Here is a 24,940-nt window from a genome sequence, read left to right on the forward strand (position 1 = left end):
TAGTACGCGTTCGACGGCCAAGTCGAGATGACTGCAACCGCTGCACAGCTGACATAGCGACTCGTAATTGCTACTGTATTTATAGCTGCTAGCGCTTTACCAATAAGCGCCAAGACCTATTTTTATTAATATTCTGTGTGAGCCAAATCCGGTCCCGCTAGCATCAGCTATCGCAAGGTCTGCCAGCGCACCACTCAGCCGCGGGTGCACAAAACGGTATCCCTGACCCAGCGCTGTACTCGGCACCGCGTTCTGCCCGTCCAGCAGCAGAGTAGACAGTGCTCCCAGCAGGGCCCGCAACGGCAACCCCGGCCTGCGCAGCCAGACACGCCGACCAAACGCTGCAGCCAGCGCCCGCGCATACGACGCCTGCGTCACCGCCTCAGGCGCCACGGCATTGACGGGGCCTTGCAGGGTTTGATGCGCCATCGCAAACCGCACCAACCCCACCGCGTCAGCCAAGTGAATCCACGGTGCACGCTGACGACCATGGCCCAGCACAGCGCCCAGGTACAGGTGCGCGCTCAGCGCTTGCATCGGATGCGCGCCACCACCGCGCCCCAGCACTACGCCAAACCGCATGCGCACCACTCGCACGCCCAGGGCTTCGGCGCGCCGAGCCTCATGTTCGATGGCAGCGCACAGGTCAGACTGAAACTCGCCCGGGCGGGGTGAGGCGGTTTCGTCCAGCGGCTCCATTGACGCATTGGGCGATGCTCCTTAGAAGCCGACTGCCGATGCGCTGACCAGCACGCGCGGGGCTTTTTGCAGGCGCCGCATCAGGCTGACGTCTGCCACGGTGGTGTCCACCCGGCTGGCCAGCAGCTGGCGTCTGCGCGCCTGGGTCCACGGCATGCCCAGCACGCGGGCGCCTGCCAAGTGACGACAGCGTCGATGGTGGTTATGGAGCAACGCGCGTGCCGCCACATTTCAGCGTCTCACCTCCTCCGGCAGCTTCGCAATCACCTTGATCTCGAACTGAAAGCCATAGAGCCAGGTCACCCCAATGCCCGTGAGCGTGGGGTGCGGCGCGTTGCCCCAGTATTCGCCGATCACTCCCCAGGCTGCCTCGAAATGCTTTTCTGGGTCCACCATGAACACCGTCACATCGATCACGTCGTCAAACGTGCAGCCAGCGGCCTGCAGGATCGCGTTGAGGTTGTCGAACGCCAGCCGCACCTGGGCTTGGTAGTCGGGCTCGGGCGAGCCATCCGGGCGGCTGCCCACCTGGCCGGAGACGAACAGGAAACCGTTGGAGCGGATGGCGGGCGAGTAGCGGTTCTTTTCGTAGAGCGCCTGGCGCCCGGGTGGAAAGACCACGTCGCGAGGGGATGTGTGCGTCGATGCCATGGGAGTGTTTTCCTTTGGGTAGGCCACGGGGGCCTTGGGTTGTTGTTGAAAGGAATTTATCGGCGTGCCCCCGGCAGATAAACGAGCAAGCCTGTCCATCACTGTTTGTAAACTCCAAACAATCTTTGACGAGGCAGGAGCGCCATGGACCGGTTCGATGCAATGCAGGCGTTTGTGCGGGTGGTCGAATCGGGCAGCTTCACCAAGGCGGCCGACACGATGCACGTGAGCAAGACCACGGTGACGCAGCTGGTGCAGCAACTGGAGGCGCGGCTGCGCGTGAAGCTGCTGCACCGCACGACACGGCGGGTGCAGGTCACGGCCGATGGGGCCGTGTATTACGAGCGCGCCGTGCGCCTCCTGGCCGACATGGACGATGCCGAGACCAGCCTGTCGAGCGCATCCGCCGCGCCGCGGGGCCGCTTGCGGGTGGATGTGCCCAGCCCGCTGGCCCGGCTGATCCTGGTGCCGGCCCTGCCGGAGTTTCATGCCCAATACCCCGATATTCAGCTCGACATGGGCGTCAGCGACCGCATGGTGGATCTGATCGGCGACAACGTCGATTGCGTGGTGCGCGGGGGCGAGATTCAGGACCAGTCGTTGATTGCGCGGCGTGTGGGCGACCTGCAGCTGGGTGTGTACGCGGCGCCCAGCTACCTGAGTCGTGCAGGCAGCCCTGTACACCCGCACGAGCTGGAGGATTCGCACCACCGCGTGGTGGGCTTTTTGTGGTCAAGCACGGGCAAGACGTTTCCGTACGCCATGCGGCGTGGCGCCGAGGACATTCAGGTGCAGGGCCGCTATGTATTGGCTGTGGACGACGGCAACGCCTACCTCGCGGCCGGGCTGGCCGGCATGGGCGTTCTTTGGCTGCCGCACTACATGGCCCGCCCGCACCTGGGCAGCGGCGAACTGGTGCCCCTGCTGGAAGACTGGGCGCTCGACCCCATGCCGCTGTACGTGGCCTACCCACCCAATCGCCACGTCAACGCCAAGGCGCGGGTGTTCATCGACTGGGTAGCAGCGCTGATGGCAAAGCATGCGCCGCCGGTGCGCCCACCGGCCAAGCGGCCCAGCGGGGCGGCGGACTGAACACCACCGCCCATGCAGGTCAAGCTGCTGCGCATTTTGCAAGAGGACACTTTTGACGCTGCCTTGCCTTGGCACCACGGTGGCCATGGAGAAGGCGCTCGGCTTTCATGGCCGCTGGGTGCCGCACTGCATCAGGGCTAAGGTTGCCCGAAGCTCAACATCACTTGATGCCCCTCTGGCTCCACGCTCAACATCCAGTAGCGTCCATCAATCAGGGCCAGGGCAGGGGTGATGTTGCTTAAAAGCTGCTCGCCGTCAGCTGCATCCACATCACCAGGAAGGTACTGGCGTTGTGTTGTGTCGCCAAGGCTCTGTTGGGTGATGCTGCGAAGTGCGTTGTCATCGTGCGGCACGACCAGCAACACCTGGCTGTCAGTGGGCTGTGCGGCAGCCGCTACGGCTGCTGACGTCCACGCGACGCTTTTGTTGATCAGGCGGATGGGCTCGTTGCCGTAGAAGTAGAAGTTTCTAGCGGGGTCGTTGTCGCTGACCCAGATGGAGTACACACTGCGTCCGCCATGGGCGCGGAAGTACACGAAAGCACCCTCGCGCGTGCAGGCAGCGCAAGGCTGTTCAGCTGTCATTGCTGCGTAGCCCTGGCCCGTCTGAACCGGTGTGTTTCCCAACCACTTGGTTTCCTTTTCAAAGCGCCATGCGTAGTAGAGGTCACTGGACCGATATCCCTTGAAGAACAGCACGAGGTGGCGTGCGTTGGGCAGTGAAACCGCACAAGGGGCGCGATCGGTTTTGGCGGCACCGCCGTTGACTTGCACGGTGCCATGTTTCATCCAACGGTCGCCGTTCCATTGCAGCCACTGTAGACAGCCCTCGAAGTCGGCATAGAAGCAATGCAGCACGTCGCCATGAACAACCAGTGCCGCAGGGGTGGATGTCTGCACCGGGTCGCCGGACACCTCCAGCAGTTGAAAGTCGGTCCACTGCGTGCGGTGGCGCCCGATCAAAAACTGGTTTCCTTGTTTGACGCACACCCACCGTTCACCCTTGAACTCGGCGATGGCAGGTGAAGACTGCGTGGTCAGCGGTTTGCCCTGACGCTCCAGCAGACGGGCTTGCACTATCCAGTTTGTGGCGCTGCCAGAACCGGTGTTTGGGCCTGTGGCCTGGCCTTTGCCCGGTGGTACGCCAATTTTTGGGGGGCGCAGCGCACCATTGAGTTCTGCCGCCAGTACCCACCAAGGCGCGACGCCTAGTATTCCCGCGCGCATCCATTCGCGCGAATTGGGGTTTGCAGTTGGGACACGTACCCGAGCCAAGGCTTCACCCGGTTTTGCGACAAACAGTGGTGAAAAATTGTCGGTAGCCTGAGGGTCGAGCGGGAGCTTGGGAAGAAGTCGCAGGTAAGTGGGAGCGGCCACGGCCTTGCCATCGGTGAACGCGCGATATACATCGGCGATAGCCGCGCGAAGGGCCGCGCGCATCACATTGCGGTTGGCCGCATTCACGGCGTCAAAGTAGCGCCCATCGCCGTAGGCGATCCAGTGGTCGCCAGCCGCATTGCTTACCCACAAACCGTTGAAACCGTCCTCGTCATGCATCGCCTTGGCGCATGCATCCGGCGCAAAGTCGATCGAATGGGTCTGAGAGCTCTGGAAGTCGTGCAGGTGACGCCGCGGCGTGCGCAGATGTCCGCTGGCGAAACCGTCGGTCAGATAGTGGCTGGCGAATGCCAGGTACGCATACGCCTTCAACAGTCCGTTGCTGCGATGCAGTCCCTGCTGGGCACTGGCTGAAGCGGCGGTCTCCATTGCTACTTGAAGACCTGCGCGGCAGACATCGTGGGCGTGGGCACCGAAGTGGTCCCAGTTGAAGCTGGCAATCCACATGTAGCGGCCCCACAAACTGGTGTCATAGGGATAGATTTTTTTGTCCGCCCCTCCGGTGGCGACGTTGTATTGCAGGTCCCAGTGGTCGCTGTTGCGTGCGTAAGCTTCGTGGGGGTCTTCGCCCTTAGCGATCGCGTTGGCGATGGCCTGAAACTCTTCCTCCATGATTCCCAAAATCTTTTTGACCTCCTGGGGGTTTGCCTTGTCGAGCGTAGCGAACGTTTCGCGAAACGCAGCGGGCTTGTCCGCCTGATCGGAGATGGGCTTGTGCGCAAGGGCATAAAAATCGCCAGCCAGCGCGACGATCTGGCCGAAACTCAGTCGGCAGCCGTTTTCCAGTGTGAATTCGAGATGAGCGGCATCGTGTGAGCTGCCATCCGCCAGCGTGAGCCTGAGCCCATCCACGACCGACCAGTGCTCGGCGCTACCGAAAAAAGCCACCCCTGGCCTACGTCCACCCGCAAGCGCTGTGCGCGTGCGAAAGCGCATCGGGACCTTGCGAGGCTGCTGCTGCGTCTGATCCGGACCGAGCGGTTGATTGACTTTGATGTCCATGAGGTTCTCCTGGTAGTCGGCTTGGTGGGCGCTGCTCCGCGCCTGTCAGCCGGTGTTGGGAAGAACCGAAGGCTAGCGACAGAGGGTCGCGTCGAACAGTCCAAAGCTTGCATGGGTCGTGTGCGTGGCATGAACACACGAGGTTTTTCAGGCATTCGGCTGATCACCAACCTGAAGCTGCGCATCCGACCGTTGGCCACGAATTTGGGGAATCCTTCGAGTTCGGCATGGCCATGCTGTTGGCTGCTCCTGACGGGGAAGCAGACGGCCATCACGGCCGGGCGCTGACGACCTTGGCCCCCGCCACTCGCAGGCTGGCGACAAGCTTGGCGGGCGTGGCGGCTGGCACTACCAGTGTGGCCAGCTCCTTGAGCGCCGCAATGCCGAAGGGGGAGGCGGCTCCGAGTTTGTCGATGGAGGCCAGCACCACGGTTTCTGCAGCGCGCGTGTGCAACGTGCGCTTGACGGCGGCCTCTTCAAAATCCCCGGTAGTCAACCCGGCGTCGGCATGCACACCCGTCACGCCCATCAGGTACAGGTCTGCGCGCAGCCTCATGGCGGCTTCGGTCACGCTGGCGCCCACGTTCACCATCGAATGGCGGAACAGGCGGCCGCCCAGCATCAGCACCTCTACCTGCAGGTGGTCCGCCAGCGCCACAGCCACGCTGGGGCTGTGGGTGACCACGGTGGCGCGCAGGTCCCGCGGAAGGTGTTGCACCACCTGCAGCGAGGTGGTGCCGCCGTCGAGGATCACCACCTGGCCAGGCTGCACCAGGGCCGCGCCGGCACGGCCCAGCGCGCGCTTGTCGTCGGTGGCGAGGTGCTCGCGCACCTGCAAGTTGCCCACGGCCTTTGATGCGGGCAGGGCGCCACCGTGCACGCGCTGCAGCTGGCCCTCGGCCGCAAGCTCGCGCAGGTCGCGACGCACGGTGTCTTCCGAGATCCCGAGTTCCTCGCTGAGTGCCTTGGCCACGATCTGGCCGTCTTGCCGCAGGCGCTCCAGGATGAGTTGTTTGCGTTGGATGGTGAGCATGGGCGTGAGAACAAGGCAGGAGTGGATCTAAGAACCTGTTCAAGATCTTTTCGGGGTCGCACAAGTACCTTGCCGGGATGGGATGCAAGGCGCGGTGGGCCGCCAATAGCTCGGCTATTGGCAAGCGCCGCAACGCCGCAGACCGCCCGGCAAGGCACTTGCCCGCAGGGTTGGAGTGAAATCGGGCGATTGGGCGCCCCGGCTGCTTGCATGGGCATGAGCCCATGCGGCGCATCCGAGGCATCCACTCGTCCCGATTGCACTCCAATGCGATCCCCGAAAAGATTTTGAACAGGTTCTAAAACAAGGTTGCGTGAATTTGCATGTTTGTGCATGATATTGCACGAATCGAAAATTGCAAGACCATGTCCATCCCCATCTCCACCGACCCCAACCCTCCGCTCCGGGTGCTTATTGCTGGCCCCTACCTCTCGGGCACCGACGGCGACCCCGTGGTGCACCCCGTGAATGAATGGCCGCTGCGGCAGCACGCCTGCGCTGCCAACGCCATTCCCGCAACGGAGCCAAGCCTGTGAGCCGCCCCGTGCCCGCACCGGTGCCAGCCAGTACCGAGCAGGTCAAGCTGCAGTCGGTGGACGTGCTGTCCGACCATTGGTACACGCTGCGCAAGGTGACCGTTGACCTGCGCCGCCGCGACGGCCAGTGGCAGACGCTGAGCCGCGAGGCCTATGACCGAGGCAACGGCGCGGCCTTGCTGCTCTATGACCCGCGACGTCGTACGGTGGTGCTCACACGCCAGTTCCGGCTGCCGGCGTTCCTCAACGGCAGTGCCGACGGCATGTTGATCGAAACCTGCGCCGGCCTGCTCGACGGGGATGACCCCGAAACCTGCATCCGCCGCGAAGCCGAGGAAGAAACCGGCTACCGCGTGCGCCAGCCACGCAAGGTGTTCGAGGCCTACATGAGCCCCGGCTCGGTCACCGAAAAGCTTCACTTCTTTATCGCCGAATACGAACCGCAGGACCGCATCCGCACCGGAGGTGGCCTCGCCCACGAGGGCGAGGACATCGAAGTGATCGAGATGCCACTGGCCGAAGCCCTAGCGGGCATTGGCAGCGGCGTGATCGAAGACGGCAAGACGGTGATGCTGCTGCAGCATGTGGCGTTGATGCTGCAGGAGGCGGCGGGATGAGGACATGCGGGCGGCGCAGGCGTTAAGGCCTGCGATGCCTATCGCGGTGTGCCGCCGGGCAATGCGCCGCCGCGCATCAGGCCTTCTTCTTCACCAGCCCGTAGATCACCAGCAGCACGATGGCGCCGATGATCGATGCGATCCAGCCGACGGACGCGTTGGGCCCGTACCAGCCCATGGCCACGCCCACATAGCGCGCCAACAGCGACCCGGCAATGCCGAGAACGGTGGTCATGATCAAGCCCAATTTGTCATTGCCCGGCTTCAAGGCGCGCGCGAGCAATCCGACGATGAAGCCGACAACGATGGTTCCGAGAATGGAAAACATGGAATTCCTTTGTGATGATGGTCAAGCCGCACCGATGGGCCGGCAGCGACTGTAATTGCATTTCTGACCACGGTTTTCCACGCAGGATCCAGGTTGTTGCAGGGCAACGGCGCACCTTGAGAGTGGCCTGCATGCTCCTGGCGAGGCGATGGTGGCGCGGATCGGCACGGCGCCTTGGTCCTTGCAGGAACGATCATGGAAGGTGCTATTATTTCAGTAGCTAACAGCGCTTATATTTCAAGCGCCAGCGGCCATTTTTTCTCATACTCTCGTTTTTTCCAACCCGCCCCCGTCCCTCCATGCAAGCTTTGCTCGACGCCATCGCCGCCATGCCGCTGCCCGTTGAGGCCCAACGCGTCTTTCACGGGCGGGGCGGGCTGCATCCGGGTTCTGAGCAGTGGTCGCTGGACGCCTACCCGCCGGTGTTCGTACTGACCAGTTTCGCCCCCGCCACGGACGAAGACCTGGCCGCCATCGGCGCCGCGTTGCAGGCGCGCTGGGCGCAGATCGCACCGGCTGGCGAGCCGCTCAGCTGGGTCTTTCAGCACCGGGGCGAGGCTCTGCGCATGGAGGGCCGTAGCGAAACACGGCTGATGGCCGGCGCCGTGCCCGACCCGCACATCGTGACGGAGGCTGGCGCGCGCTATCGCGTGCATGTGCTGCGCGGGCAAAACCACGGCCTGTTCCTGGACATGGCCGAGGGCCGCCGCTGGGTGCGCGACCACGCGGCCGCCCGCAGCACCGACCGCTACGGCCTGAAGGTGCTCAACCTGTTTGCCTATACCTGCGCTTTCTCGGTGGTGGCGCTGCAGGCGGGCGCCAGGCACGTGGTCAACGTAGACATGAGCCACGGCGCCATCGGCATCGGGCAGCAAAACCACCAGCTCAACGGCATCACCACGGGCGCGGCGTTTTTGCCGCACGACATCTTCAGCAACTGGGGCAAGATCACCCGCAGCGGGCCGTATGGCCTGGTCATCGTGGACCCGCCCAGCTACCAAAAGGGCAGCTTCGTGGCCACCAAGGACTACGCACGGCTGATGCGCCGCCTGCCCGACCTGCTGGCACCCGGCGGGCATGCACTGCTGTGTCTGAACGCGCCCGAGCTGGGCGTGGGCTTCCTGCAAGAGCAGATGCAGGAGCTGGCGCCTGAACTGCACTTTGTCGAACGGGTGGCCAACCCGGCTGTGTTTGCGGATGTGGACCCCGAGCGCGCCCTCAAGGTGCTGGTGTACGCCGCCCCGAACCTTTGAACAGGTTCTCAGGGCCGCTTGCGAGTGCCATTTGGGCTTTGTGGGTTATGGGTAGCTTCTGATATTCTTTGCGGCGCCTGTGTGAACCACAGGCCCACGTTCTCACGGCCTCGCCGCCTGGCGCATTCCTGGCGTGTTGGTGCGCGCTTCACCAGGTTCTTCTCATCGACGTATGGTCCGATTTTTCTTGATTTTCATCGCCGTCTTGGCGGTCCTCTTTCGCATCGACATGCTCGATGAGGTGCAACGGGTCGCCATCGAGCCCTGGACCAGCCTGCTCGCCACCGCCAGCGCAGCGCTGATGACCCCGCTGGACTCGGATGTGGCGCACCATGGCCGCATCCTGATGAGCAAGGCCACGGGTTTTGCGGTGTCCATCGAGGCGGGCTGCAACGGCGTGGAGGCGGCCATCATCCTTATCGCCGGCATGATCGCGTTTCCTTCCAGCTGGAAACACAAGCTCGCCGGCATCGCCATCGGCATTGCGGCGGTGCAGGTCGTCAACCTGCTGCGCATCATCAGCCTGTACTACCTGGGCAAGTGGAATATGACCGTGTTCGAGTTTGCCCACCTGTACCTCTGGCAGGCGCTCATCATGCTGGATGTGCTGGTGGTCTGGATGCTCTGGATTCGCTGGATCGCCCGCCAGCAACCTCCCTCACCCCCTCACCCCCCCCTCGCCAATGCAGCTTAGTTCTGTCGGACGTTTCCTGCTGGTTGCCATCGCCAGCCTGCTGTGCCTGATGCCGCTGTGGTACTACCTGTCGCCACAACTGTCCAAGCCCGTGTTCTTCATGGCGGGCGAGGCGGCTTCCACCCTGTTTCACTGGGCACTGAGCTACACCCAGAAAGAGACCACGGCGTTGTTGAACACCACGCTCAAGGTGGTCTCCGTGCAAAACGGCCAGTTCAAGTCGGGCAAGCTGGCGCCTTTGGTGGACTACCGCTTGCTGGGCTACGGCATCGTGATCTTCTGGGCGCTGGTGCTGGCATCGTTTCCCCGTCACTGGGGGCGCAAGCTGCTCATAGGCTCCTTGGCCATGCTGCCGATCCAGGCACTCAACGTGGCCCTGCAGTGGTGCAACGATGTCTTCAACCGGGCGGGGCCTGAGGTGTTTGTGCAGACGGGACTGCCCGGGTGGGTGGCCGACGTGGTGGCATTTCTGTACCACTTCAACCTGTTCATCTTTACCGCACTGGCCCCGGTGATGCTGTGGCTGTTGCTGGACCGGGAGTTCCTGGCCAAGCTCCACGCCCAGGCGCGTGCCTCCGTGGCCGTTCAACGGCCACAGTAAAGCGGGGAGGCCCCAGGGCGGGCAGGGCGGGGGCAAAGCAGTGCAAGCCTGCGGCTCAGCCCAGCATCTCCATGATTGCAGCCCACTCGACGGGCTCCACGGGGGTGATGGACAGGCGGTTGCCGCGCTGCAGCACTCGCATCTGCGCCAGATCCGGGTGCTCCCGCAGCTGCGCCAAACCTACCACCCGTATCTTGCGCTGCGCCTGCACATCCAGCAGCAGCCAGCGGGGTTTGTCGGCAGGGGATTTGGGGTCGTAGTACGGCGAGGCGGGGTCAAACTGCGTCGGGTCGGTTCGTGTGCCGCTCGCCACGCGCGCAAGGCCTGCAATGCCTGGTTCGGGGCAACTGGAGTGGTAGAACAAAACGCCATCGCCCACCTGCATGTCGTCGCGCATGAAGTTGCGGGCCTGGTAGTTGCGCACGCCCGTCCAGGGCACGGTGGCATTGGGCGCGGCCAGGGCGTCGTCGATGGAGCATTCCTCGGGCTCGGATTTCATGAGCCAGTAGCGCGCGGGGCGGGGTGTGGCAGAGGCAGTCATGGCCGCCATTCTGGCAAAGGTGTGGTGGTGCGCATACAGGACAGGCCGCGCACGTTTTACCAAGTTGCTTCTATTTTTATAGCTACTTGCGCTTGATGGATAAGCGCTGGGTGCCATTTTGGTTTGGATTTCTGCGTCAGAACTGCAGCAGAACGGGCCTTGCAAAACCACATGGGCCCCTAGGAGTTGCAAAACGTACTGGCCCGCCGCCGCAGCAAGCCGCAGAATCAGCGCCGCCCGGGTTCCGGAAGAACAAAAGCCCTCGGCAGGGGGGGCACGCAGAGGGAGGGTGTATGGCCAACCAGGCACGGCGGCGCACCAAAGGCGCCAACCATCAGGCAGCGGCAAGCAACAAAAGCAGCTCTTGGTTTCTCATGCTGTTTGCGCTGCCGTTTTCCGCCGTGGGCATTGGCATGCTGCTGCTGGGTGTGCTGCCCACTCTGTACGACTGGTCGCGCATGCAGTTCTGGCATGAAGTGCCCGCACGGGTGGTCTCGGCACAGCTGAACACGCACCGGGGCAGCAAATCAGGCAGCACCTACAGCGTGTCGGTCCACTACCGTTATGAAGTGGCGGGCGTGGCGTATGACGGCCACCGGCCTGCCATCAACACCTTGGCCGACAACATTGGCAGCTTCCATGAGAACCTGGCCTGGCGCTTGGAAAGTGCGCAGCGCAGCGGAATACCTGTGCCGGTGTGGGTGAACCCGTCGCGCCCGCAGGATTCGGTGGCCGACCGCAGCCTGCGCCTGGGTTTGCTGGGTTTTCAGATGATTTTTGTGGTGCTGTTTGGTGGCGCCGGGGTGGGCATGTTGATCTGGGGGTGGAGCCTTCGGCGCAGCGATGCACACAAGGCGGAGCGCTTGCAGACCCTGGGCGGTGAGCCATGGCTTGCCAACAGGGCATGGGCCGACAACCGCATCCGCTCCAGCAAGCGCTGGGAGGTGTGGTTCGCCTGGGGCTTTGCCGTGGTGTGGGGTGCCATTGCCTACCCCGCGGCGTTGTCTGCCATTCCCCGCGCCTGGCGCAACGAGAACCACATCGTGCTGTGCGTGCTGGTGCTGATGGTTGCCGTGGGGCTGGGCCTGCTGGTGTGGGCCGTGCGCGCCACGCTGGATGCGCGACGCCATGGCGAGGTGCGGCTGGTGATGGACCCGTTTCCTGGAGCCATCGGCGGGCATGTGGGCGCCACCGTGGACCTGCCCGGTGTGCCGTACCGGCCTGATCTGCGATTTGCCGTGACGCTGCGCTGTGCCTACCACTACCAGACGCGCACGGGAGGCGGCGACAACAGCAGTGAATCGCGTGAGCAGAAGGTGTGGGAGGGCGAGGGTGCCGCACAGGTGCAACCCCAGGAACGGGGCAGCCGCGTGGCGTTCCGCCTGAGCGTGCCCAAGGGCCTGCCCGAGTCTGAACAAGCCGTGGGCACCAACGAGCACCACTGGGCGGTGCTGCTGGAAAGCACCGATCCGGCGCTGAAGTTCTCGCGCCGGTTTGAGGTGCCCGTGTATGCCACGGGTGCAGAGTCCACCTGGCTCGCACACGACGCCGCCAAGCACCCGCAGATGCAAACCCTGCGCGAGGCCGAGCTGGACGCGGTGAGCGACATCGAGCCCGTGGAAGGTGGCGTGCGGCTGTACCAGCCCTACGGCCGTCTGTGGCGGCAGAACCTGCTGTGGCTGGTGATGGGCGGGGGCTTCCTGGGCCTGGGCGTGATGGCGGGCTACATCGGCGCGCCTGTGTTGTTTCCGCTGGCGTTTGGTGGTGTGGGCGGTGCCATGCTGGTGTGGGGCTTCTATGCAGTGTCCAACAGCCTGACCGTGCAGCTGGACCGCCAGGGCCTGCGCACCGAGCGCCGTCTGTTGGGCCTGATGCTGGCCTGGCGGCAGGTGCCTGCGCACGACATTGCCCGCCTCTCCATCCAGGAAAGTTACACGCTGCAAAGTGGTCACCAGCGCACTACGTTCTTTCGGGTGCAGGTGAATCTGCGCAACGGCAAGAGCGTGAGCATTGCAGACAGCCTCCAGGGCCGCCCTGTGGCGGAGCAGATGTTGAGCACCTTGGCCAAAGCCACGGGCTATGCCCGGTAAAGGGGGGGGTCAGTGCGCCTTGCGAAACGTGAGGTTGATGCGGTAGCTGCCCGTCATCGGATGATGGGCCTCAGGTAGCGGCAACACCCCATGAAACCGCAGCCGCGCCGGGCCGCCCCACACCACGACATCTCCATGCATCAGCGCAATGCGCCGCGCCTTGTCGGAGCGCTGTGCGCCGCCCCACAGAAACACGGCCGGGATGCCGAGCGACACGGACACGATGGGGTGCGCGTAGTTGCCCTCGTCCCGGTCCTGGTGCAAGGACAACCGCGTGCCGGGGGCATAGCGATTGATGAGGCAGGCGTCCGGCGCAAAGCCGGGGAAGCCCGCTGCTTGCGCCGCGTCAAATGCCAGCTGGCGCAATAGAGGCGGCATGGCGGGCCAGGGCTGGCCGCTGTCGGGGTCGAGGGGGTCGTAGCGGTAGCCGCTGCGGTCGCTCACCCAGCCGAGTCTTCCGCAGTTGGTCATGGCCACCGACATGCGCAGTCCCCCGGGGGTGATGAGGTGCCGGAAGGGGGCTTGTGCCGTCACCTGCTGCACCGCTTGCAGCAGGTCTGCCGCCTTCTCCAGCGCAAAGCCGCGCAGCACCATGGCGCCGGGCTCCAGCACCTCGGGCGGCTGGGCAGGCTGGGGCAGGTCATCGAAAAGGCTGAAGGTCATCACGCGGTCAATTCTTGGGGCGATCATTCAGCATCATGAAAAATGATGCCCAGCGTGTGCCGCTGCCCGCTACGCAAGCGGCTCACGCCATGGCGCATCTGCACCCGGTAGGGTCCGCGCGCGCCTTGCACCGGGCGGTGGTGCACGGCAAACACCACGGCATCGCCTTGGCGCAGCGGCACGACCTCGGCCCGCGACTGCATGCGCGGGCGCTGCTCGGTCAGCACGAATTCGCCGCCCGTGAAGTCGCGCCCGGGCTCTGACAGCAGCACCGCGACCTGCAGCGGAAACACATGCTCGCCATACAGGTCCTGGTGCAGACAGTTGTAGTCGCCAGCGCCGTATTGCAGCAGCAGCGGGGTGGGGCGCACCTGGCCTGCGGCATGGCAGCGGGCAATGAAGTCGGCATGCCGCGTGGGGTAGCGTACATCGATGCCCATGGCGGTGTTCCACTGGTTGGCGATGGACGCCAGGTGCGGGTACAGTGCCTCGCGCAGCCCGGCCACCACACCGGGCAGCGGGTAGCTGAAGTACCGGTATTCGCCCTGGCCAAAGCCGTGGCGCTGCATCACCACGCGGCTGCGGAAGGTGCTCTCATCCGCGTTGCCATACAGGCGGGCCAGCGCGGCGCATTCGGTGGCACTGAGCAGTTGCGGCAGTACCGCATTGCCTTGCTGGTGCAGGGCCTCCGTGGTTGTTGGCCAGTCGATGGCAACTGCACGCTGCGCCCAATCGTCGTTCTTCAGACCGGGTTGGTGAGACAGCGGGCCAGCGCTCATGCCACCTTCTCCGCCAGCGGTTGTGCGGGCTCTGGCGCTGCTTCACGCGTCAGCAGCGCACGTTTGCGTTCCACGCCCCACCGGTAGCCCGACAACGCGCCATCACTTTTCACCACCCGGTGGCAGGGTATGGCCACCGCCAGCGCATTGGCCGCGCAGGCCTGCGCCACGGCGCGCACGGCAGTGGGGGCGCCTATGCGCTGGGCCACCTCGGCGTAGCTTGCAGTCTGCCCGGCGGGGATGGCCTGCAGGGCCTGCCACACGCGTTGCTGAAACGCCGTGCCGCGCACGTCCAGAGGCAGGTTCAGCCCCAGGCCCGGGGCCTCGACAAAGGCCACCACCTGCGCCACCAGCGCTTCAAACGCGGTATCCCCGCCGATCAGGTGTGCCTGCGCAAAGCGGTCCTGCAGGTCGCGCACCAGGGTGTCGGCATCGTCGCCCAGCAAGATGGCGCAGATGCCCCGGTCGCTCTGGGCGACCAGAATGGCGCCCAGCGAACACTGGCCGATGGCAAAGCGAATGTCTTGCGCCGCGCCCCCCGCACGGTAGCGGCTGGGCGTCATGCCCAGTACCTGGGCCGATTGTTCGTAAAAGCGGCTGCTGGACTGGTAACCCGCGCTGTAGATCGCGTCCGTCACCGAGGCCGTGTGTGCGTTGTCGAGCGCACTGCGCAGGCGCTGCGCACGCTGGGCGGCGGCATACGCCTTGGGCGTGAGGCCCGTGGACTGCTTGAAGATGCGGTGCAGGTGTGACGGGCTCAGGCCCATCTGGGCGGCCAACGCATCCAGCGTGGGCGCCTCACCGGCGGCAGCGCCTTCGATGATGCGGCAGGCCTCTGTGACCAGCGCGGCGTGGTGCGACAACGCCGTGGGCTGCCGGGGCTTGCAGCGCTGGCAGGGGCGAAAGCCTGCGGCTTCTGCATCCGCGCAGCTGTCGTGAAACCGCACATTCTCTGGCCGGGGTGCACGCGCCGCGCAGCTGGGGCGGCAATACACGCCCGTGGTCTGCACCGAATACCAGAAGCTGCCATCCGCCGCCGCGCTGCGCGCCGCCACCGCCGCCCAGCGCGGGTCGGCCTGGGTGGCTGCGGCCTGTGCGGCTTTTGCAGGCGGTGTGGAGCGGTTCGGCATAGCAACAACGTTGGTGAAAGGGCGGGCCAGGTCGTTGGCGCTGCTGTGAATGGCGTTCAGGTTCATGGTGGATGGCTCACAAAGGGATTGCGATGCCATGCACTCTAGGGATGGGTGGTGTGGGGCGCACTCCGAAGCTTGCTTTTGAATTCTGCGCTATTCGGGGGCCAAGGGTCTCATGCTCAGATTGCTACTATATTGATAGCTTTTAGCGATTTGTAGATAAGCGCCAGGGGCAAAAAACACTCAAACTTCCGGTGGCTGCAGCGGCCGGGGCCGCCGTTTGCCCGTGCCGCCCCAGCGCAGTGCGTCTTCTCCCGGAATGCCCAGCGGGTTGTTGACTGGCTCACTCAAAGGCGCCAGCAGTGCGTGCAGGTCGGCCTCGCTGAACTTGACCGCGCCTTCAGCATCGTGGCCCAACACGCCCTGGGCCAGTGCGGCCTTGCGGGCCTGCAGCTCCAGCATGCGTTCTTCGATGCTGCCTTCCACCACCAGCTTGTAGACAAACACGGGCTGGTCCTGCCCGATGCGATGGGCGCGCGCGGTGGCCTGCTCTTCGACGGCGGGGTTCCACCAGGGGTCGAGGTGGATCACGGTGTCGGCGGCGGTGAGGTTCAGGCCCAGGCCGCCGGCCTTGAGGCTGACGAGCAGGATGGGGGCGCTGGTGTCGTCCTGCGCCTGGAACTGCCGCACCACCGCGCCGCGCTGTCGGGGTGGCGTCTGGCCCGTAAGTGTGAGGTAGGGCAGGGCCAGGGTGTCGAGCAGCTCGGCCGCCAGCGTGAGCATTTCGGTGAACTGCGAGAACACCAGCACGCGGCGGCCTTCATCGACCAGGGCGGGCAGCATGTCGGCCAGTAGTTCTAGCTTGGCGCGCTCCATGGTGTGGGGCGCTTTCGTGGTTCCTTTGACAAGGCGCGGGTCGCAGCAGACCTGGCGCAGTTTCAGCAGTGCATCGAGGATGGTGATCTGCGCGCCGTCAAAGCTCTGGCGCTCCAGCGCACGGCGCACCTGTTTGTCGGCCGTGGTACGCACCGCCTCGTACAGCTCGCGCTGTTTGCCTTGCAGCTGCACGCGCTGGATGACTTCGGTGCGCGGTGGCAGTTCGGTCGCCACGTCCTGCTTGCGGCGGCGCAGGATGAAGGGGCGCACGCGCTGGGACAGCTGCTGCGCGCGCAGGGTTTCGCCGTTTTCTTCGATGGGCTTGCGCCAGCGGGCGTTGAAGCTGCGCACATCGCCCAGAAACCCGGGCATCAGGAAGTCAAACTGTGCCCACAGCTCGCCCAGGTGGTTCTCCAGCGGCGTGCCCGTCAGGCACAGCAGGTGCGGGGCCTGCAGCTTGCGCAGGGCGCGGGCGCTGCGGCTGCCGGCGTTCTTCACCATCTGCGCTTCGTCCAGGATCAGCAGGTGGAATGGCTGTGCGGCCAGCGCTTCCACGTCGCGCCAGAGCAGTGGGTAGGTGGTCAGCACCAGGTCGTGGTCGGCCATCTGCAGGTAGCGCTGGCCACGGCTCGCGCCGTGCAGCGCCAGCACGCGGAGGTTGGGGGCCATGCGGGCGGCCTCGGCTTGCCAGTTGAAGAGCAGTGAGGTGGGCAGCACCACCAGGGCAGGGCGGGTCAGGCGCCCAGCCTCCTTTTCGGCCAGCACATGGGCCAGCGCCTGTGCGGTTTTGCCCAGGCCCATGTCGTCGGCCAATATGCCGCCCAAGCCCTGCGCGCGCAGGTACTGCAGCCAGGCCAGGCCCTCCAGTTGATAGGGGCGCAGTTGCACCTGAAGTCCCTGAGGCGCGGCCACCGGCTGCGGGGTGCCGATGGTGCGCAGGCGCTTGGCGAGCTGGGCCAGGCCCACGTCGCCCTGCAGCTGCCAGTCGTTGTTCCAGCCATTGACCGTACCCACGCGGTGGGCCAGCACCAGCCCGGCGCGCAGGGCTTCGATGCGGCGGGCCTCCCACGCTCCCAGGTGCAGCGGATCGCCATCCTTGCGCTGGTTACGGGTCGGGTCGGTCAGCAGATCGACCATGGCGCCCACGATGGCCTTGAGCGGCCCGGCGGGCGCGTCGATGCGTTTGCCGCCGGGTGCGCGCAGCGAAATGATGGCGATGTCGTCAATAGCGGCCATCTGCCGGGCGTTGAGCCATCGGGCATCGCGGCGCAGCAGGTCGGCCAGCATGGGCGCCAGGTCCAGCGTTTCGCCGTCGATCTCGATACCGAGGCTGAGCAGCCAGGCGCCTTCGCGCTCGGGCAGTTGCAGCTTTTGCACGGGGCGTTCGCGTGCGGCCAGCGGGCCGTCCACTTCCTTGCCCAGCACCTCGCCCGTGTCGGGGGCGATCAGCAGCTTCCAGCGCAACACGGGCACGCTTTCGTGCGCAAAGCCGGGCTGCACCACCACGCTCCAGCCCTCGGCGCGCAGTTGGGGGATCTGCTCGGCCCAGAAGTCGCCAAAGTGTGCCTCCTGCGCCAGCGTCCACACGGGGCCCAGCGTGGCGGCTGCGGCGCGGTGGCGCCATTGCAGCTTGTTCGCGTCCACGGGGATCAGGCCCAGATCCCACACGCGGTCCATGGCGTCGGCCTCGGCGCCCAGGTTGCGCTGCATGCGCACAACCGGGCCGCCGGTGTCGAACAGGTCTTGCACGGGGCCCGGGCGCGCGTTGAGGATGGAGGTGGGGGCAGGCGTCTGCCAGTGGGCGCCATCATCAGTGCGGTAGGTCCAGTCAATCTGCACCAGCGTCACGCTGTCGCCGCGCGGCCCCAGCTTGCCCTGGGGCGCCATACCCAGCAGGCCGTCGCCCCGGCCCAGGGTCATGAGGGTGATGCGCGGGCGGAAGTGGCCGCTGGTTATGCCAGGGTTGTTGGCGCTTTCGGAGGCAGGGCGGTCGGGTTGAACAGACTTGTGGGGCGCGTCGTTGCGCAGCAGAGCCATTACGCGTGCGGCTTCCGCATCACTCAGGGGCGCTAGCGCCTGCAGCTGGGCTGGCCCGGCCTGGGTGCGCAGGGCCAGCACCCAGGCCTGTACCAACGCCGCCCGGTCAGCGCGGGACGGGATGGGTTCTGTGGGGCGGGCACCGGATGCAGGCATAGGCCGCCGATTGTGCCGTGCCGGCGGCGTCCCGGACTGCGCCTAGAACTCCCAGGCCATGCCCACCTGGCTGAACGTGCGGCCGTTGCCACGGCCCACGGCGGCGGATGCTTTGAGCCCGTCGGTGATGGCGTAGCGCAGGCCCACGGCCTTGTCCGGGCGCGACCTTTGTTCGCCGTACACCTCAGACGTGAGCTGCAGTTGTTCAGTAAGCGGAATCTCATAGCCCACGGCCCAGGTGGCCGCACGGTGGCGGGCGCCTTGTGCCCTGACGGTTTTTTGGCCGGCATTGAGGTGCAGCACCTGCGCATTGGCCAACCGGTAGCTGGCCAGCGCTGTGAGGGCGGTTTCGCGCTCGGTGAAACGCTGTGGGGTGGCGTGGTCGCGAACGCGGGTGTGGCCCATGTCGAACCGCGCCCCCACCGACCAGCCTGTTTCGTTCTGGATGGGCACCCACTTCACACCCCAGCCATGCCCGTGGAAGGTGGTGGATGCACCCATGGCCGTGTCTTTGGCGCGTGCCAGCGAGACCTCCATTTCCAGCTGTGGCGCGACGCCAGCGCCAAAAAGCAGCTCGGCACCTCGGGTCTTGTCATCGCGGCCGAAGACACCTTCGAGCTTCATGGCGCCTTGGGTCAGCGTGCCCGCATCGTCGGTGTGCATGGGCGCTTCGGCGTGGGCGTGCAAGGCGCTTGCCAGGCTGGACAGTGCGATGCAAAGGGGCGCGATTTGCGAGGGTTTTGTGGCTTTGGGGGGGCGTCTCATGGGGTCTCTCTTTGTAGTGGGATTCGAATTATTGCGGGGCGGGTCAGGCGCATCGTCAGTCCGTAGAACGGGGCAGGGCGGCAGGCCATCGCAGCTCAATGCCAAAGCCCGGAGCACAGTCTGGCAGCACCGTGTGGCCCCCGTGCGCGCGCGCCACCAGGTCGGCCAGCACCAGCCCCAGGCCGCGCATGGCGCTGCCTTCGCCATAGGCCTGCTGCTGCAGCGATTGCTGTAAACGGACTTTGGTGTGGGGCTGGCAGCCATCGCCATCGTCCTGCACGCGCAACACGGTGTCGGCGCCCTCCTGCAGCGCCGTGATGGTGACCTGGTGGGCGTTGAAACGGTGCGAGTTGTCCAGCAGGTTCAGCAGGGCGGCGGCCAGCAGATCGGGGTCGGCGTCCACTGGGGTGGTTTGTTGGATGGAGATGGCCATGTCGTGAAACGCCAGCGCATCGATGAGCTGGCGCAGGTCAACGTTTTGGCGCTGTGGCTCCATGCCGCTGCGAAACATCATCAGCAGCGCCTGCATGACCCGACCGAGCCTGCCCGCAGCGTCTCGCGCGCGCACCAAGCGCGGCCTTATCGATTCGGGCGCCTCTTTGATCGCCAGGGCCAGTTGCACGTCGATACCCGCCACCGGCGTGCGCAGGGCATGGGCCGCGTGCGAGGTGAACGCGCGTTCGCTGATGATCCGCTGTGCCAGCCTGTGCCCCAGGTCGCCAATGGCCTGCTCGATGGGATGCAGCTCCTGCCTCGGTGCGGCCTTGGGCGCGGTGTCGGGCCGAAGGGGGTCATAGTGCTGAACGCTTTGGCCCAGGGCGCCCAGCGGGCGAAGCTCCTGGCGGATGCGCCAGTTCATCAGCAGGGCCGACAGCAGGCCCATCGACAGCGCCGCCATCAGCGTGTACCAGACCACTTCTCCGTGCACCTCGTCGCGCTCCGTGCGGCTTTGCGCCACCACCAGGAATTGCCCGGGGCGCTGGCTGAATACCGACGTGAAGGCGCGCCATTGCCCGTCTTGCGTCCAGGCGATCGCCTCGGTGGGGGCGGTTTGCAAGGCCAGCTCGGGGGCCTTGTGCGAGCGGCTTTTCACGCGGCCCGACGGAGCGTCCACCACCTGCCAGACCAAGTGTTCCTCATACGAAAATTGTTTGGTGGCGCCTTGGCCGCTGGTGGCCAGATCGGGCTGGATGGCCATGACGCTGTGAAAAATCTCAGCAGCCTCTCGCAGTTCCTGGTCCATGAGTTCGCCCATTTCGTGGGCGATCACGTACCAGACGACCACGGAGGTCAACAGGCCGAACGCGATGGAGATCCACAGCAGCGATTGGACGAGCCGCCCCCGGATGGACGGTGGCTTTGTCTCGCCCGTGCGCATACGCATGTCGTTAGCCCGTAGAGGCCGTTAGGGCCGTCGGCGGGGCAACGGGTGCAGGAATGCGATAGCCCATGCCCCGCACCGTCTGGATCACGTCCTTGCCCAATTTGCTGCGCAGATTGAAAACGTGCACTTGCAGCGCGTTGCTGGCCAGGTCGCTGTCCAGCCCCAGCACCAGGGCTTCCAGATCCGGCGCCGAAACCGTGCGTCCCGCGCGCAACACCAGCGCCTCCAGCACCGCCCATTCACGGGCGGTCAATTCCACCCGCTGGCCGTGCAGCCGCACTTCCTTGTCGGCCAGCAGCACCTCCACCGCGCCAAATGCCTTGCAGGGCGCGCCGCCGGCCATGCGGCGGAACAGGGCACGCAGCCGGGCACACAACTCTTCGGGGGCAAAGGGCTTGACCAGAAAATCGTCAGCACCGCTGTCCAGGCCATGGATGCGGTCACTGAGCATGTCACGCGCGGTGAGCACCAGGGCCGGTGTTTTGGCACCCTTGGCGCGCAGGCTGTGCAGCCAGTCGAGGGCGGAGCCGTCGGGCAGGTTCCAGTCCAGCAGCCAGGCGTCGTAGGGCTCTGTGATCAAACCCCGCGCTTGCGCCAGGGTGGTGCACCAGTCCACCAGATAGCCGTCGTGCTGCAGAAAATCCCGCAAGCCTTCGCCCAGAGTGTGATCGTCTTCCAGCAGCAACAGTCGCATGCGAGCCTGGTCCGTCAAAAGTGCTGCTTGGTACCGGTGACCATGGCCCGCACGAGGCGCACCCGCTCCAGCCGCCCCATCACGATGGCCGCCGCAGCGTGCAACCCTGCCGCCAGCAGCAGTCCGTTGGCCAGCACCTCGTGCAACTCCATCAGCCATTCTTCGCCGAAGAATGTGTCGGTGGTTTGCATCCACCCCGTTACGCCCAGGGCCAGAACGATGGCCATCAAGGCCAGCATCATTAGCGCCCCGAGGGGGTTGTGGCCCACGTAGACCGGATGCTCGCCATTGCGAAGTGCGCCCAGGTGCTTTGCCAGTCTGCGCGGGGTGGGGAAAAAGTCACTGAACCGCGCGTGGCGGCTGCCTACGAAGCCCCAGACCAGCCTCGCTAGCACCAGGGCGCTGGCGGTGTAGCCCACCCACTCGTGTGCTGTTTTTCCGGGCTCCAGAACAAACTGGTTCAGGACCACGCAGCTCACCAGGCTCCAATGAAAAATGCGGACAAACGGGTCCCACACCTTGGTGGCGGCAGGGGGGTGGTGGAGAGGGTCGGGCTTCATGGGCGACTCGGGGTGCAGGCGAGGGGCAGGACGGGACGCTTCGCTGAGGCTTACTTACGCTCGATTTCAGCGCCAGTGGCGGGGTCGAAATAGATCTCCACCTTCTTGCCCGCCTTGTCCAGGCCATAGATTTCGTAGCACTTGCCCTTGCTGACCTTGAAGGTCCGGATCTGGTAGCCCTGCTTTTCGAGCCCCGCCTTGAAGTCGGCTTCTTTCATCCATTTTTCTTCTGGAACATTGCAAGTGGGGCCCGCAAATACAGCGGTAGAACCAAGGGCGAGAACAAGGGCGGTGATGTGCAGTTTCATGGTGAATATTGGTGTCAGTGGGTTTGAACATGTGGACTGACTGCCCACAAACTGCATTGGACGCGGCCAAGATTAAGTGGGGATGAAGCCGCACTGCGGCGCGCCGGACACAGGCCACAGATGCGCTGCACCTCCAGGAAAACTTTTGTTAACAAGGGGGATGGTGGAAGGTGCTGCGGTGAGTGGGGCCGCCGCAGACAACGCAAGGACAGCCTTCGGCAGCCAATTGGCTTGGGGGACGGCTCTGCGCCTGCATACACCGCTGGCTGTAGCGCAACCGAGCTGTTCCGTTCGCGAAGGACTTGTCCCCAGCGTCGCCCCTTACCTGGGCAGTGGCCTTCGTGCTAACCGCTCAGCACCCGCGCAAACAGCTCGTTGCGAAAGTGGATGCCCAGGCGCGCAAAGGCGCGGTTGCGGTAGGTTTTGACGGTGGGCACGCCCAGCCCCAGGTCGCTGGCGATGCCCTCGTGTGTCATGCCCTGCAGCAGGCGGGCACACACGTCCAGCTCGCGGTCCGTGAAGTCGGCGTGCACACGCAGCAGGCGCTCACGCAGCGCGGGCAAGCTGGCGGGCAGGGGGCCGTGCCGGGCAGGGTGTTCGGCCTGCGGCAATGCCAAGCCGGCGCTTCCAGACCGTGGCCAGGCGGCGGGTGCCAGGGTGTCGCTGTGCGACAGTGCAATGTGTTTGCGTGCCAGCGCCAGCAGCACGGGCGCCACCGCCTCGAAGCCGCCGATGTGGGCATCGCGGAAGGGTTTTTGGTGCTGGTGGCGGTAGAAGTTGACGGCAAATACCGATCCATCGCTTTCGTATTCGACTACCGACACGCGCTCGGCCACGCCATGGGCCTCGTACACCCGGGCGCGGTGCTCTCCATCGACCTCCCGGGCCGTCAGGTGGCACAGGCGGGTAGGGGATTCTGCGGGCGCCGCTTCGTCAAAGGAGCGGCCCCAGGTGCGGTCATGGCGGTAGGGGCCTGAGAGGTAGGCCCACCAGCAGTCCTGCGTGGTGTCTGGCACGCCCAGGCTGGCCGACATGAACAGCGTGGGCTTGCAGCGATGCCCTGTGCGGTACACCGACCACGAGGCAGCCGGCAGCACGGGGGCCAGGTCCTGCAGCAAGCCCGACGCAAAACCGGGTTCGCCCAGCCGGTGCACCATGCCCGCCAGCGCATGGCCCGCCGGGCCCGTGGTGGCCTGCCTGCCGGTGGCAGACGGTGGGGAAGGGGTCCATTGCCTCATGGCGGGCAGGGGTGGGGGTTACGCCGTGTCATTGCGTTGTCATCCTCTGGGATGACAGGGGGTTTGCGCCACGGGATTTACGCTAGGTTCATAACCAATAGGGTTTACGCAAACCGGGATGCAGCGGCCGCCTCGCTCTGGGGTGAACCGCTTGCCTGAACCCTGTTTGCGTAAGTCATGACTCATTCTGCAGCCCAAGCCCTCTTATGCCTGACCTACCGACCCTGGCCGAACCTCGGCTGAAGTTCTTTGCCGATCTGCGTGTGGAAGTGGGGGCACCCCAGCAGGTGGGGCAGACCGTGCATGGCCTGCGCCGCCTGATTCCCATCACCGGCGGTACCGCCACGGGCGATGGCTGGAGCGCCCGGGTGCTGCCAGGCGGTGCGGATTTTCAGCTCATCGTGAATGACCGGCTGTCAGAGCTGGATGCGCGCTACGTGCTGGAGACCGACGCAGGCGACTTCATCTATGTACAGAACCGGGCCGTGCGCTCCGGGCCGCCGGAGCTGATTGCCCGCCTGGTGCGCGGCGAGCCGGTGGACCCGGAGCAAATCTACTTCCGCTGCAGCCCGAGCTTCGAGACCGCTGCCCCCGCGCTCTCCTGGATGGGCGAGCGCATGTTTGTGGGCACGGGTGCCCGCTATCCCGACGCTGTGGTCATGCGTTTTTTCGAGCTGCTTTAGGAGCCCGGTTCCTCCTTCTGACCACCCAGCGCTGCATTCTTTTTTCCCTTGACCACACTGACAGAACTCCTGGAGACAACCATGACGCCTTCTTTCCATTCCGCCCCCGCCGCCGATGCACGAAAAAGCGGCACACGCCGCACACTGCTTGCCGCAGCGGTCACTCTGGCCGCCAGCCTGCTGCCCTGGTCGGGCGCGCAGGCGCAAGCCAGTGGCGGCGCGTATCCGAACAAGCCGGTGCGCATCATCGTGGGCTTTCCGGCGGGCACGGGGCCCGATATCGTGGCGCGCCTGCTGGCGCAAAAGTTGTCGGAAGGCTGGGGCAACCTGGGCGTGATCGTGGACAACAAACCCGGCGCTGGTGGCCTCATTGCAGCGGGCGAAGCAGCCCGCGCCGCGCCGGACGGCTACACGATCATGCTGGGCGAGACGGGCCAGCTCAGCATCGCCCCGAGCAGCTACAACAAGCTGCCCTACGACCCGGCCAAGGACTTCGCCGCTGTGAGCCAGGTGGTCACGTCCGACTTTGTGCTGCTGGTCAACCCCCAAAAGGTGCCGGCACGCAACGTGAAGGAGTTTGTGGACTGGACCAAGCAGCAGAAGGGCCTGTTCCTGGCCACCTTTGGCGCCGGCACTCCGGGGCATTTTGGCGCCTTCATGTTTGGGGACGCGGTCAAGCTCAAGCCAGAGCCCGTGCACTACAAGAACACGTCGGATGCGCTGGGCGGCCTGTTCAGTGGCGACGTGCAGGGCGTGTTTGCCAGCGTGGGGCTGGCCGCGCCCAACGTGAAGGCTGGAAAGCTCGCCGCGCTGGGCACCACCGGGGCCACGCGCACGCCCACGCTGCCCGATGTGCCCACCATCAAGGAGCAGGGCTACGCCAATCTGGAGTTCTCATCGTGGTTTGGCATCGTGGCACCCGCCAAGACGCCCCCCGAGATCATTGCCAAGCTCAATGCCGACATCGTGCGGGCCGTGCAGTCGCCTGAAGGCAAGGCGAAGATGGAAGAGGCCGGTTTCCGCGTGACGGGCACCAGCCAGCAGGATTTTGCTCGCACCATTGCCGCCGACACGGTGACCTGGGGCAAAGCGGTGGCCGCCACGGGTTTCAAGGCCGATTGATGCGCCCA

The 24,940-nt window shown here is 65.2% G+C and carries 26 protein-coding genes; 9 read left to right on the forward strand and 17 right to left on the reverse strand.

All coding sequences use genetic code 11. The features are described from left to right. Nucleotides 1-96: 96 nt before the first annotated feature. The 3 genes from ACSQ22_RS24295 to ACSQ22_RS24305 are packed head-to-tail and all read right to left on the reverse strand — an operon-like array spanning nucleotide 97 to nucleotide 1,350. Nucleotides 97-699, reverse strand: coding sequence for a DUF1731 domain-containing protein (locus ACSQ22_RS24295; RefSeq protein ID WP_436131774.1), 603 nt, complete (start codon nucleotides 697-699; stop codon nucleotides 97-99). A gap of 21 nt (nucleotides 700-720) precedes the next feature. Beyond that, on the reverse strand, nucleotides 721-879 hold the full coding sequence (locus ACSQ22_RS24300) for a hypothetical protein (protein ID WP_436131775.1): 159 nt from the start codon (nucleotides 877-879) through the stop codon (nucleotides 721-723). Nucleotides 880-930: 51 nt separating this feature from the next. Then, nucleotides 931-1,350: a RidA family protein gene (locus tag ACSQ22_RS24305; RefSeq protein ID WP_436131776.1), complete on the reverse strand. Its 420-nt coding sequence runs from the start codon at nucleotides 1,348-1,350 to the stop codon at nucleotides 931-933. Nucleotides 1,351-1,494: 144 nt separating this feature from the next. On the opposite strand from ACSQ22_RS24305, the gene ACSQ22_RS24310 reads away from it, so the two are divergent. Then, the gene (locus ACSQ22_RS24310) at nucleotides 1,495-2,442 is read left to right on the forward strand and encodes a LysR substrate-binding domain-containing protein (protein ID WP_436131777.1); all 948 of its coding nucleotides are present in this window, start codon (nucleotides 1,495-1,497) and stop codon (nucleotides 2,440-2,442) included. Between the two features lie 137 nt (nucleotides 2,443-2,579). On the opposite strand, the gene ACSQ22_RS24315 is transcribed toward ACSQ22_RS24310, so the two are convergent. After that, a complete protein-coding gene (locus tag ACSQ22_RS24315; protein WP_436131778.1) occupies nucleotides 2,580-4,841 on the reverse strand; it encodes a hypothetical protein in 2,262 nt (753 codons plus the stop codon). A gap of 271 nt (nucleotides 4,842-5,112) precedes the next feature. Then, nucleotides 5,113-5,874 (reverse strand): DeoR/GlpR family DNA-binding transcription regulator, encoded by a 762-nt coding sequence (locus tag ACSQ22_RS24320; RefSeq protein WP_436131779.1) that lies wholly within the window; start codon nucleotides 5,872-5,874, stop codon nucleotides 5,113-5,115. 365 nt (nucleotides 5,875-6,239) lie between these two features. On the opposite strand from ACSQ22_RS24320, the gene ACSQ22_RS24325 reads away from it, so the two are divergent. Both ACSQ22_RS24325 and ACSQ22_RS24330 read left to right on the forward strand, forming a co-directional pair. After that, nucleotides 6,240-6,410, forward strand: coding sequence for a hypothetical protein (locus ACSQ22_RS24325; protein ID WP_436131780.1), 171 nt, complete (start codon nucleotides 6,240-6,242; stop codon nucleotides 6,408-6,410). A gap of 20 nt (nucleotides 6,411-6,430) precedes the next feature. After that, a complete protein-coding gene (locus ACSQ22_RS24330) occupies nucleotides 6,431-7,027 on the forward strand; it encodes an NUDIX domain-containing protein (protein ID WP_436131804.1) in 597 nt (198 codons plus the stop codon). Between the two features lie 76 nt (nucleotides 7,028-7,103). Here ACSQ22_RS24330 and ACSQ22_RS24335 read toward each other — a convergent pair whose 3' ends face one another. Continuing rightward, nucleotides 7,104-7,355 carry a GlsB/YeaQ/YmgE family stress response membrane protein gene (locus ACSQ22_RS24335; RefSeq protein ID WP_055394624.1) on the reverse strand — a complete coding sequence of 84 codons (252 nt, stop codon included), beginning with the start codon at nucleotides 7,353-7,355 and terminating at the stop codon, nucleotides 7,104-7,106. Nucleotides 7,356-7,654: 299 nt separating this feature from the next. Between ACSQ22_RS24335 and ACSQ22_RS24340 the strand changes: the two genes are divergently transcribed. From ACSQ22_RS24340 to ACSQ22_RS24350, 3 genes are all read left to right on the forward strand, one after another. Then, a complete protein-coding gene (locus ACSQ22_RS24340; RefSeq protein WP_436131781.1) occupies nucleotides 7,655-8,608 on the forward strand; it encodes a class I SAM-dependent methyltransferase in 954 nt (317 codons plus the stop codon). A 172-nt stretch (nucleotides 8,609-8,780) separates the two neighbouring features. Then, entirely contained in the window at nucleotides 8,781-9,302 is a 522-nt protein-coding gene (xrtH, locus tag ACSQ22_RS24345) for an exosortase H (protein WP_055394620.1), read from the forward strand. Continuing rightward, entirely contained in the window at nucleotides 9,292-9,903 is a 612-nt protein-coding gene (locus tag ACSQ22_RS24350) for an exosortase H-associated membrane protein (RefSeq protein WP_436131782.1), read from the forward strand. Before xrtH ends, ACSQ22_RS24350 begins: the two co-directional genes overlap by 11 nt. Nucleotides 9,904-9,958: 55 nt before the next feature. Here ACSQ22_RS24350 and ACSQ22_RS24355 read toward each other — a convergent pair whose 3' ends face one another. Then, nucleotides 9,959-10,444: an EVE domain-containing protein gene (locus ACSQ22_RS24355; protein WP_436131783.1), complete on the reverse strand. Its 486-nt coding sequence runs from the start codon at nucleotides 10,442-10,444 to the stop codon at nucleotides 9,959-9,961. A gap of 293 nt (nucleotides 10,445-10,737) precedes the next feature. On the opposite strand from ACSQ22_RS24355, the gene ACSQ22_RS24360 reads away from it, so the two are divergent. Beyond that, a complete protein-coding gene (locus ACSQ22_RS24360) occupies nucleotides 10,738-12,534 on the forward strand; it encodes a DUF3592 domain-containing protein (protein ID WP_436131784.1) in 1,797 nt (598 codons plus the stop codon). Nucleotides 12,535-12,543: 9 nt separating this feature from the next. Here the strand turns inward: ACSQ22_RS24360 and alkB are convergent, their stop codons facing one another. From alkB to ACSQ22_RS24410, 10 genes are all read right to left on the reverse strand, one after another. Further along, complete coding sequence (gene alkB, locus ACSQ22_RS24365) at nucleotides 12,544-13,197, reverse strand: DNA oxidative demethylase AlkB (protein WP_436131785.1); 654 nt, start codon at nucleotides 13,195-13,197, stop codon at nucleotides 12,544-12,546. Between the two features lie 23 nt (nucleotides 13,198-13,220). Then, a complete protein-coding gene (locus tag ACSQ22_RS24370) occupies nucleotides 13,221-13,976 on the reverse strand; it encodes a 2OG-Fe(II) oxygenase (protein ID WP_436131786.1) in 756 nt (251 codons plus the stop codon). After that, entirely contained in the window at nucleotides 13,973-15,106 is a 1,134-nt protein-coding gene (gene ada / locus ACSQ22_RS24375) for a bifunctional DNA-binding transcriptional regulator/O6-methylguanine-DNA methyltransferase Ada (protein WP_436131805.1), read from the reverse strand. Before ada ends, ACSQ22_RS24370 begins: the two co-directional genes overlap by 4 nt. Before the next feature lie 246 nt (nucleotides 15,107-15,352). After that, entirely contained in the window at nucleotides 15,353-18,178 is a 2,826-nt protein-coding gene (locus tag ACSQ22_RS24380; RefSeq protein ID WP_436131787.1) for a DEAD/DEAH box helicase, read from the reverse strand. A 42-nt stretch (nucleotides 18,179-18,220) separates the two neighbouring features. Then, complete coding sequence (locus tag ACSQ22_RS24385; protein WP_436131788.1) at nucleotides 18,221-18,943, reverse strand: hypothetical protein; 723 nt, start codon at nucleotides 18,941-18,943, stop codon at nucleotides 18,221-18,223. Between the two features lie 55 nt (nucleotides 18,944-18,998). Then, on the reverse strand, nucleotides 18,999-20,327 hold the full coding sequence (locus tag ACSQ22_RS24390; RefSeq protein ID WP_436131789.1) for a sensor histidine kinase: 1,329 nt from the start codon (nucleotides 20,325-20,327) through the stop codon (nucleotides 18,999-19,001). 4 nt (nucleotides 20,328-20,331) lie between these two features. Continuing rightward, a complete protein-coding gene (locus ACSQ22_RS24395) occupies nucleotides 20,332-21,021 on the reverse strand; it encodes a response regulator (protein WP_436131790.1) in 690 nt (229 codons plus the stop codon). A gap of 14 nt (nucleotides 21,022-21,035) precedes the next feature. Continuing rightward, nucleotides 21,036-21,581: a cytochrome b/b6 domain-containing protein gene (locus tag ACSQ22_RS24400; RefSeq protein WP_436131791.1), complete on the reverse strand. Its 546-nt coding sequence runs from the start codon at nucleotides 21,579-21,581 to the stop codon at nucleotides 21,036-21,038. Between the two features lie 50 nt (nucleotides 21,582-21,631). Continuing rightward, entirely contained in the window at nucleotides 21,632-21,889 is a 258-nt protein-coding gene (locus ACSQ22_RS24405; RefSeq protein WP_055395919.1) for a PepSY domain-containing protein, read from the reverse strand. 344 nt (nucleotides 21,890-22,233) lie between these two features. Further along, entirely contained in the window at nucleotides 22,234-23,127 is an 894-nt protein-coding gene (locus ACSQ22_RS24410) for a helix-turn-helix transcriptional regulator (protein ID WP_199731209.1), read from the reverse strand. A gap of 206 nt (nucleotides 23,128-23,333) precedes the next feature. Between ACSQ22_RS24410 and ACSQ22_RS24415 the strand changes: the two genes are divergently transcribed. Together ACSQ22_RS24415 and ACSQ22_RS24420 are read left to right on the forward strand one after the other, a co-directional pair. After that, nucleotides 23,334-23,810 carry a DUF3237 domain-containing protein gene (locus ACSQ22_RS24415; protein ID WP_121420135.1) on the forward strand — a complete coding sequence of 159 codons (477 nt, stop codon included), beginning with the start codon at nucleotides 23,334-23,336 and terminating at the stop codon, nucleotides 23,808-23,810. 81 nt (nucleotides 23,811-23,891) lie between these two features. After that, nucleotides 23,892-24,932, forward strand: coding sequence for a Bug family tripartite tricarboxylate transporter substrate binding protein (locus ACSQ22_RS24420; RefSeq protein ID WP_121420136.1), 1,041 nt, complete (start codon nucleotides 23,892-23,894; stop codon nucleotides 24,930-24,932). The last annotated feature ends 8 nt before the right edge of the window (nucleotides 24,933-24,940 follow it).

It is taken from the genome of Acidovorax sp. LjRoot38, assembly GCF_964252975.1.
GTDB classification, from domain to species: domain Bacteria; phylum Pseudomonadota; class Gammaproteobacteria; order Burkholderiales; family Burkholderiaceae_C; genus Acidovorax; species Acidovorax facilis.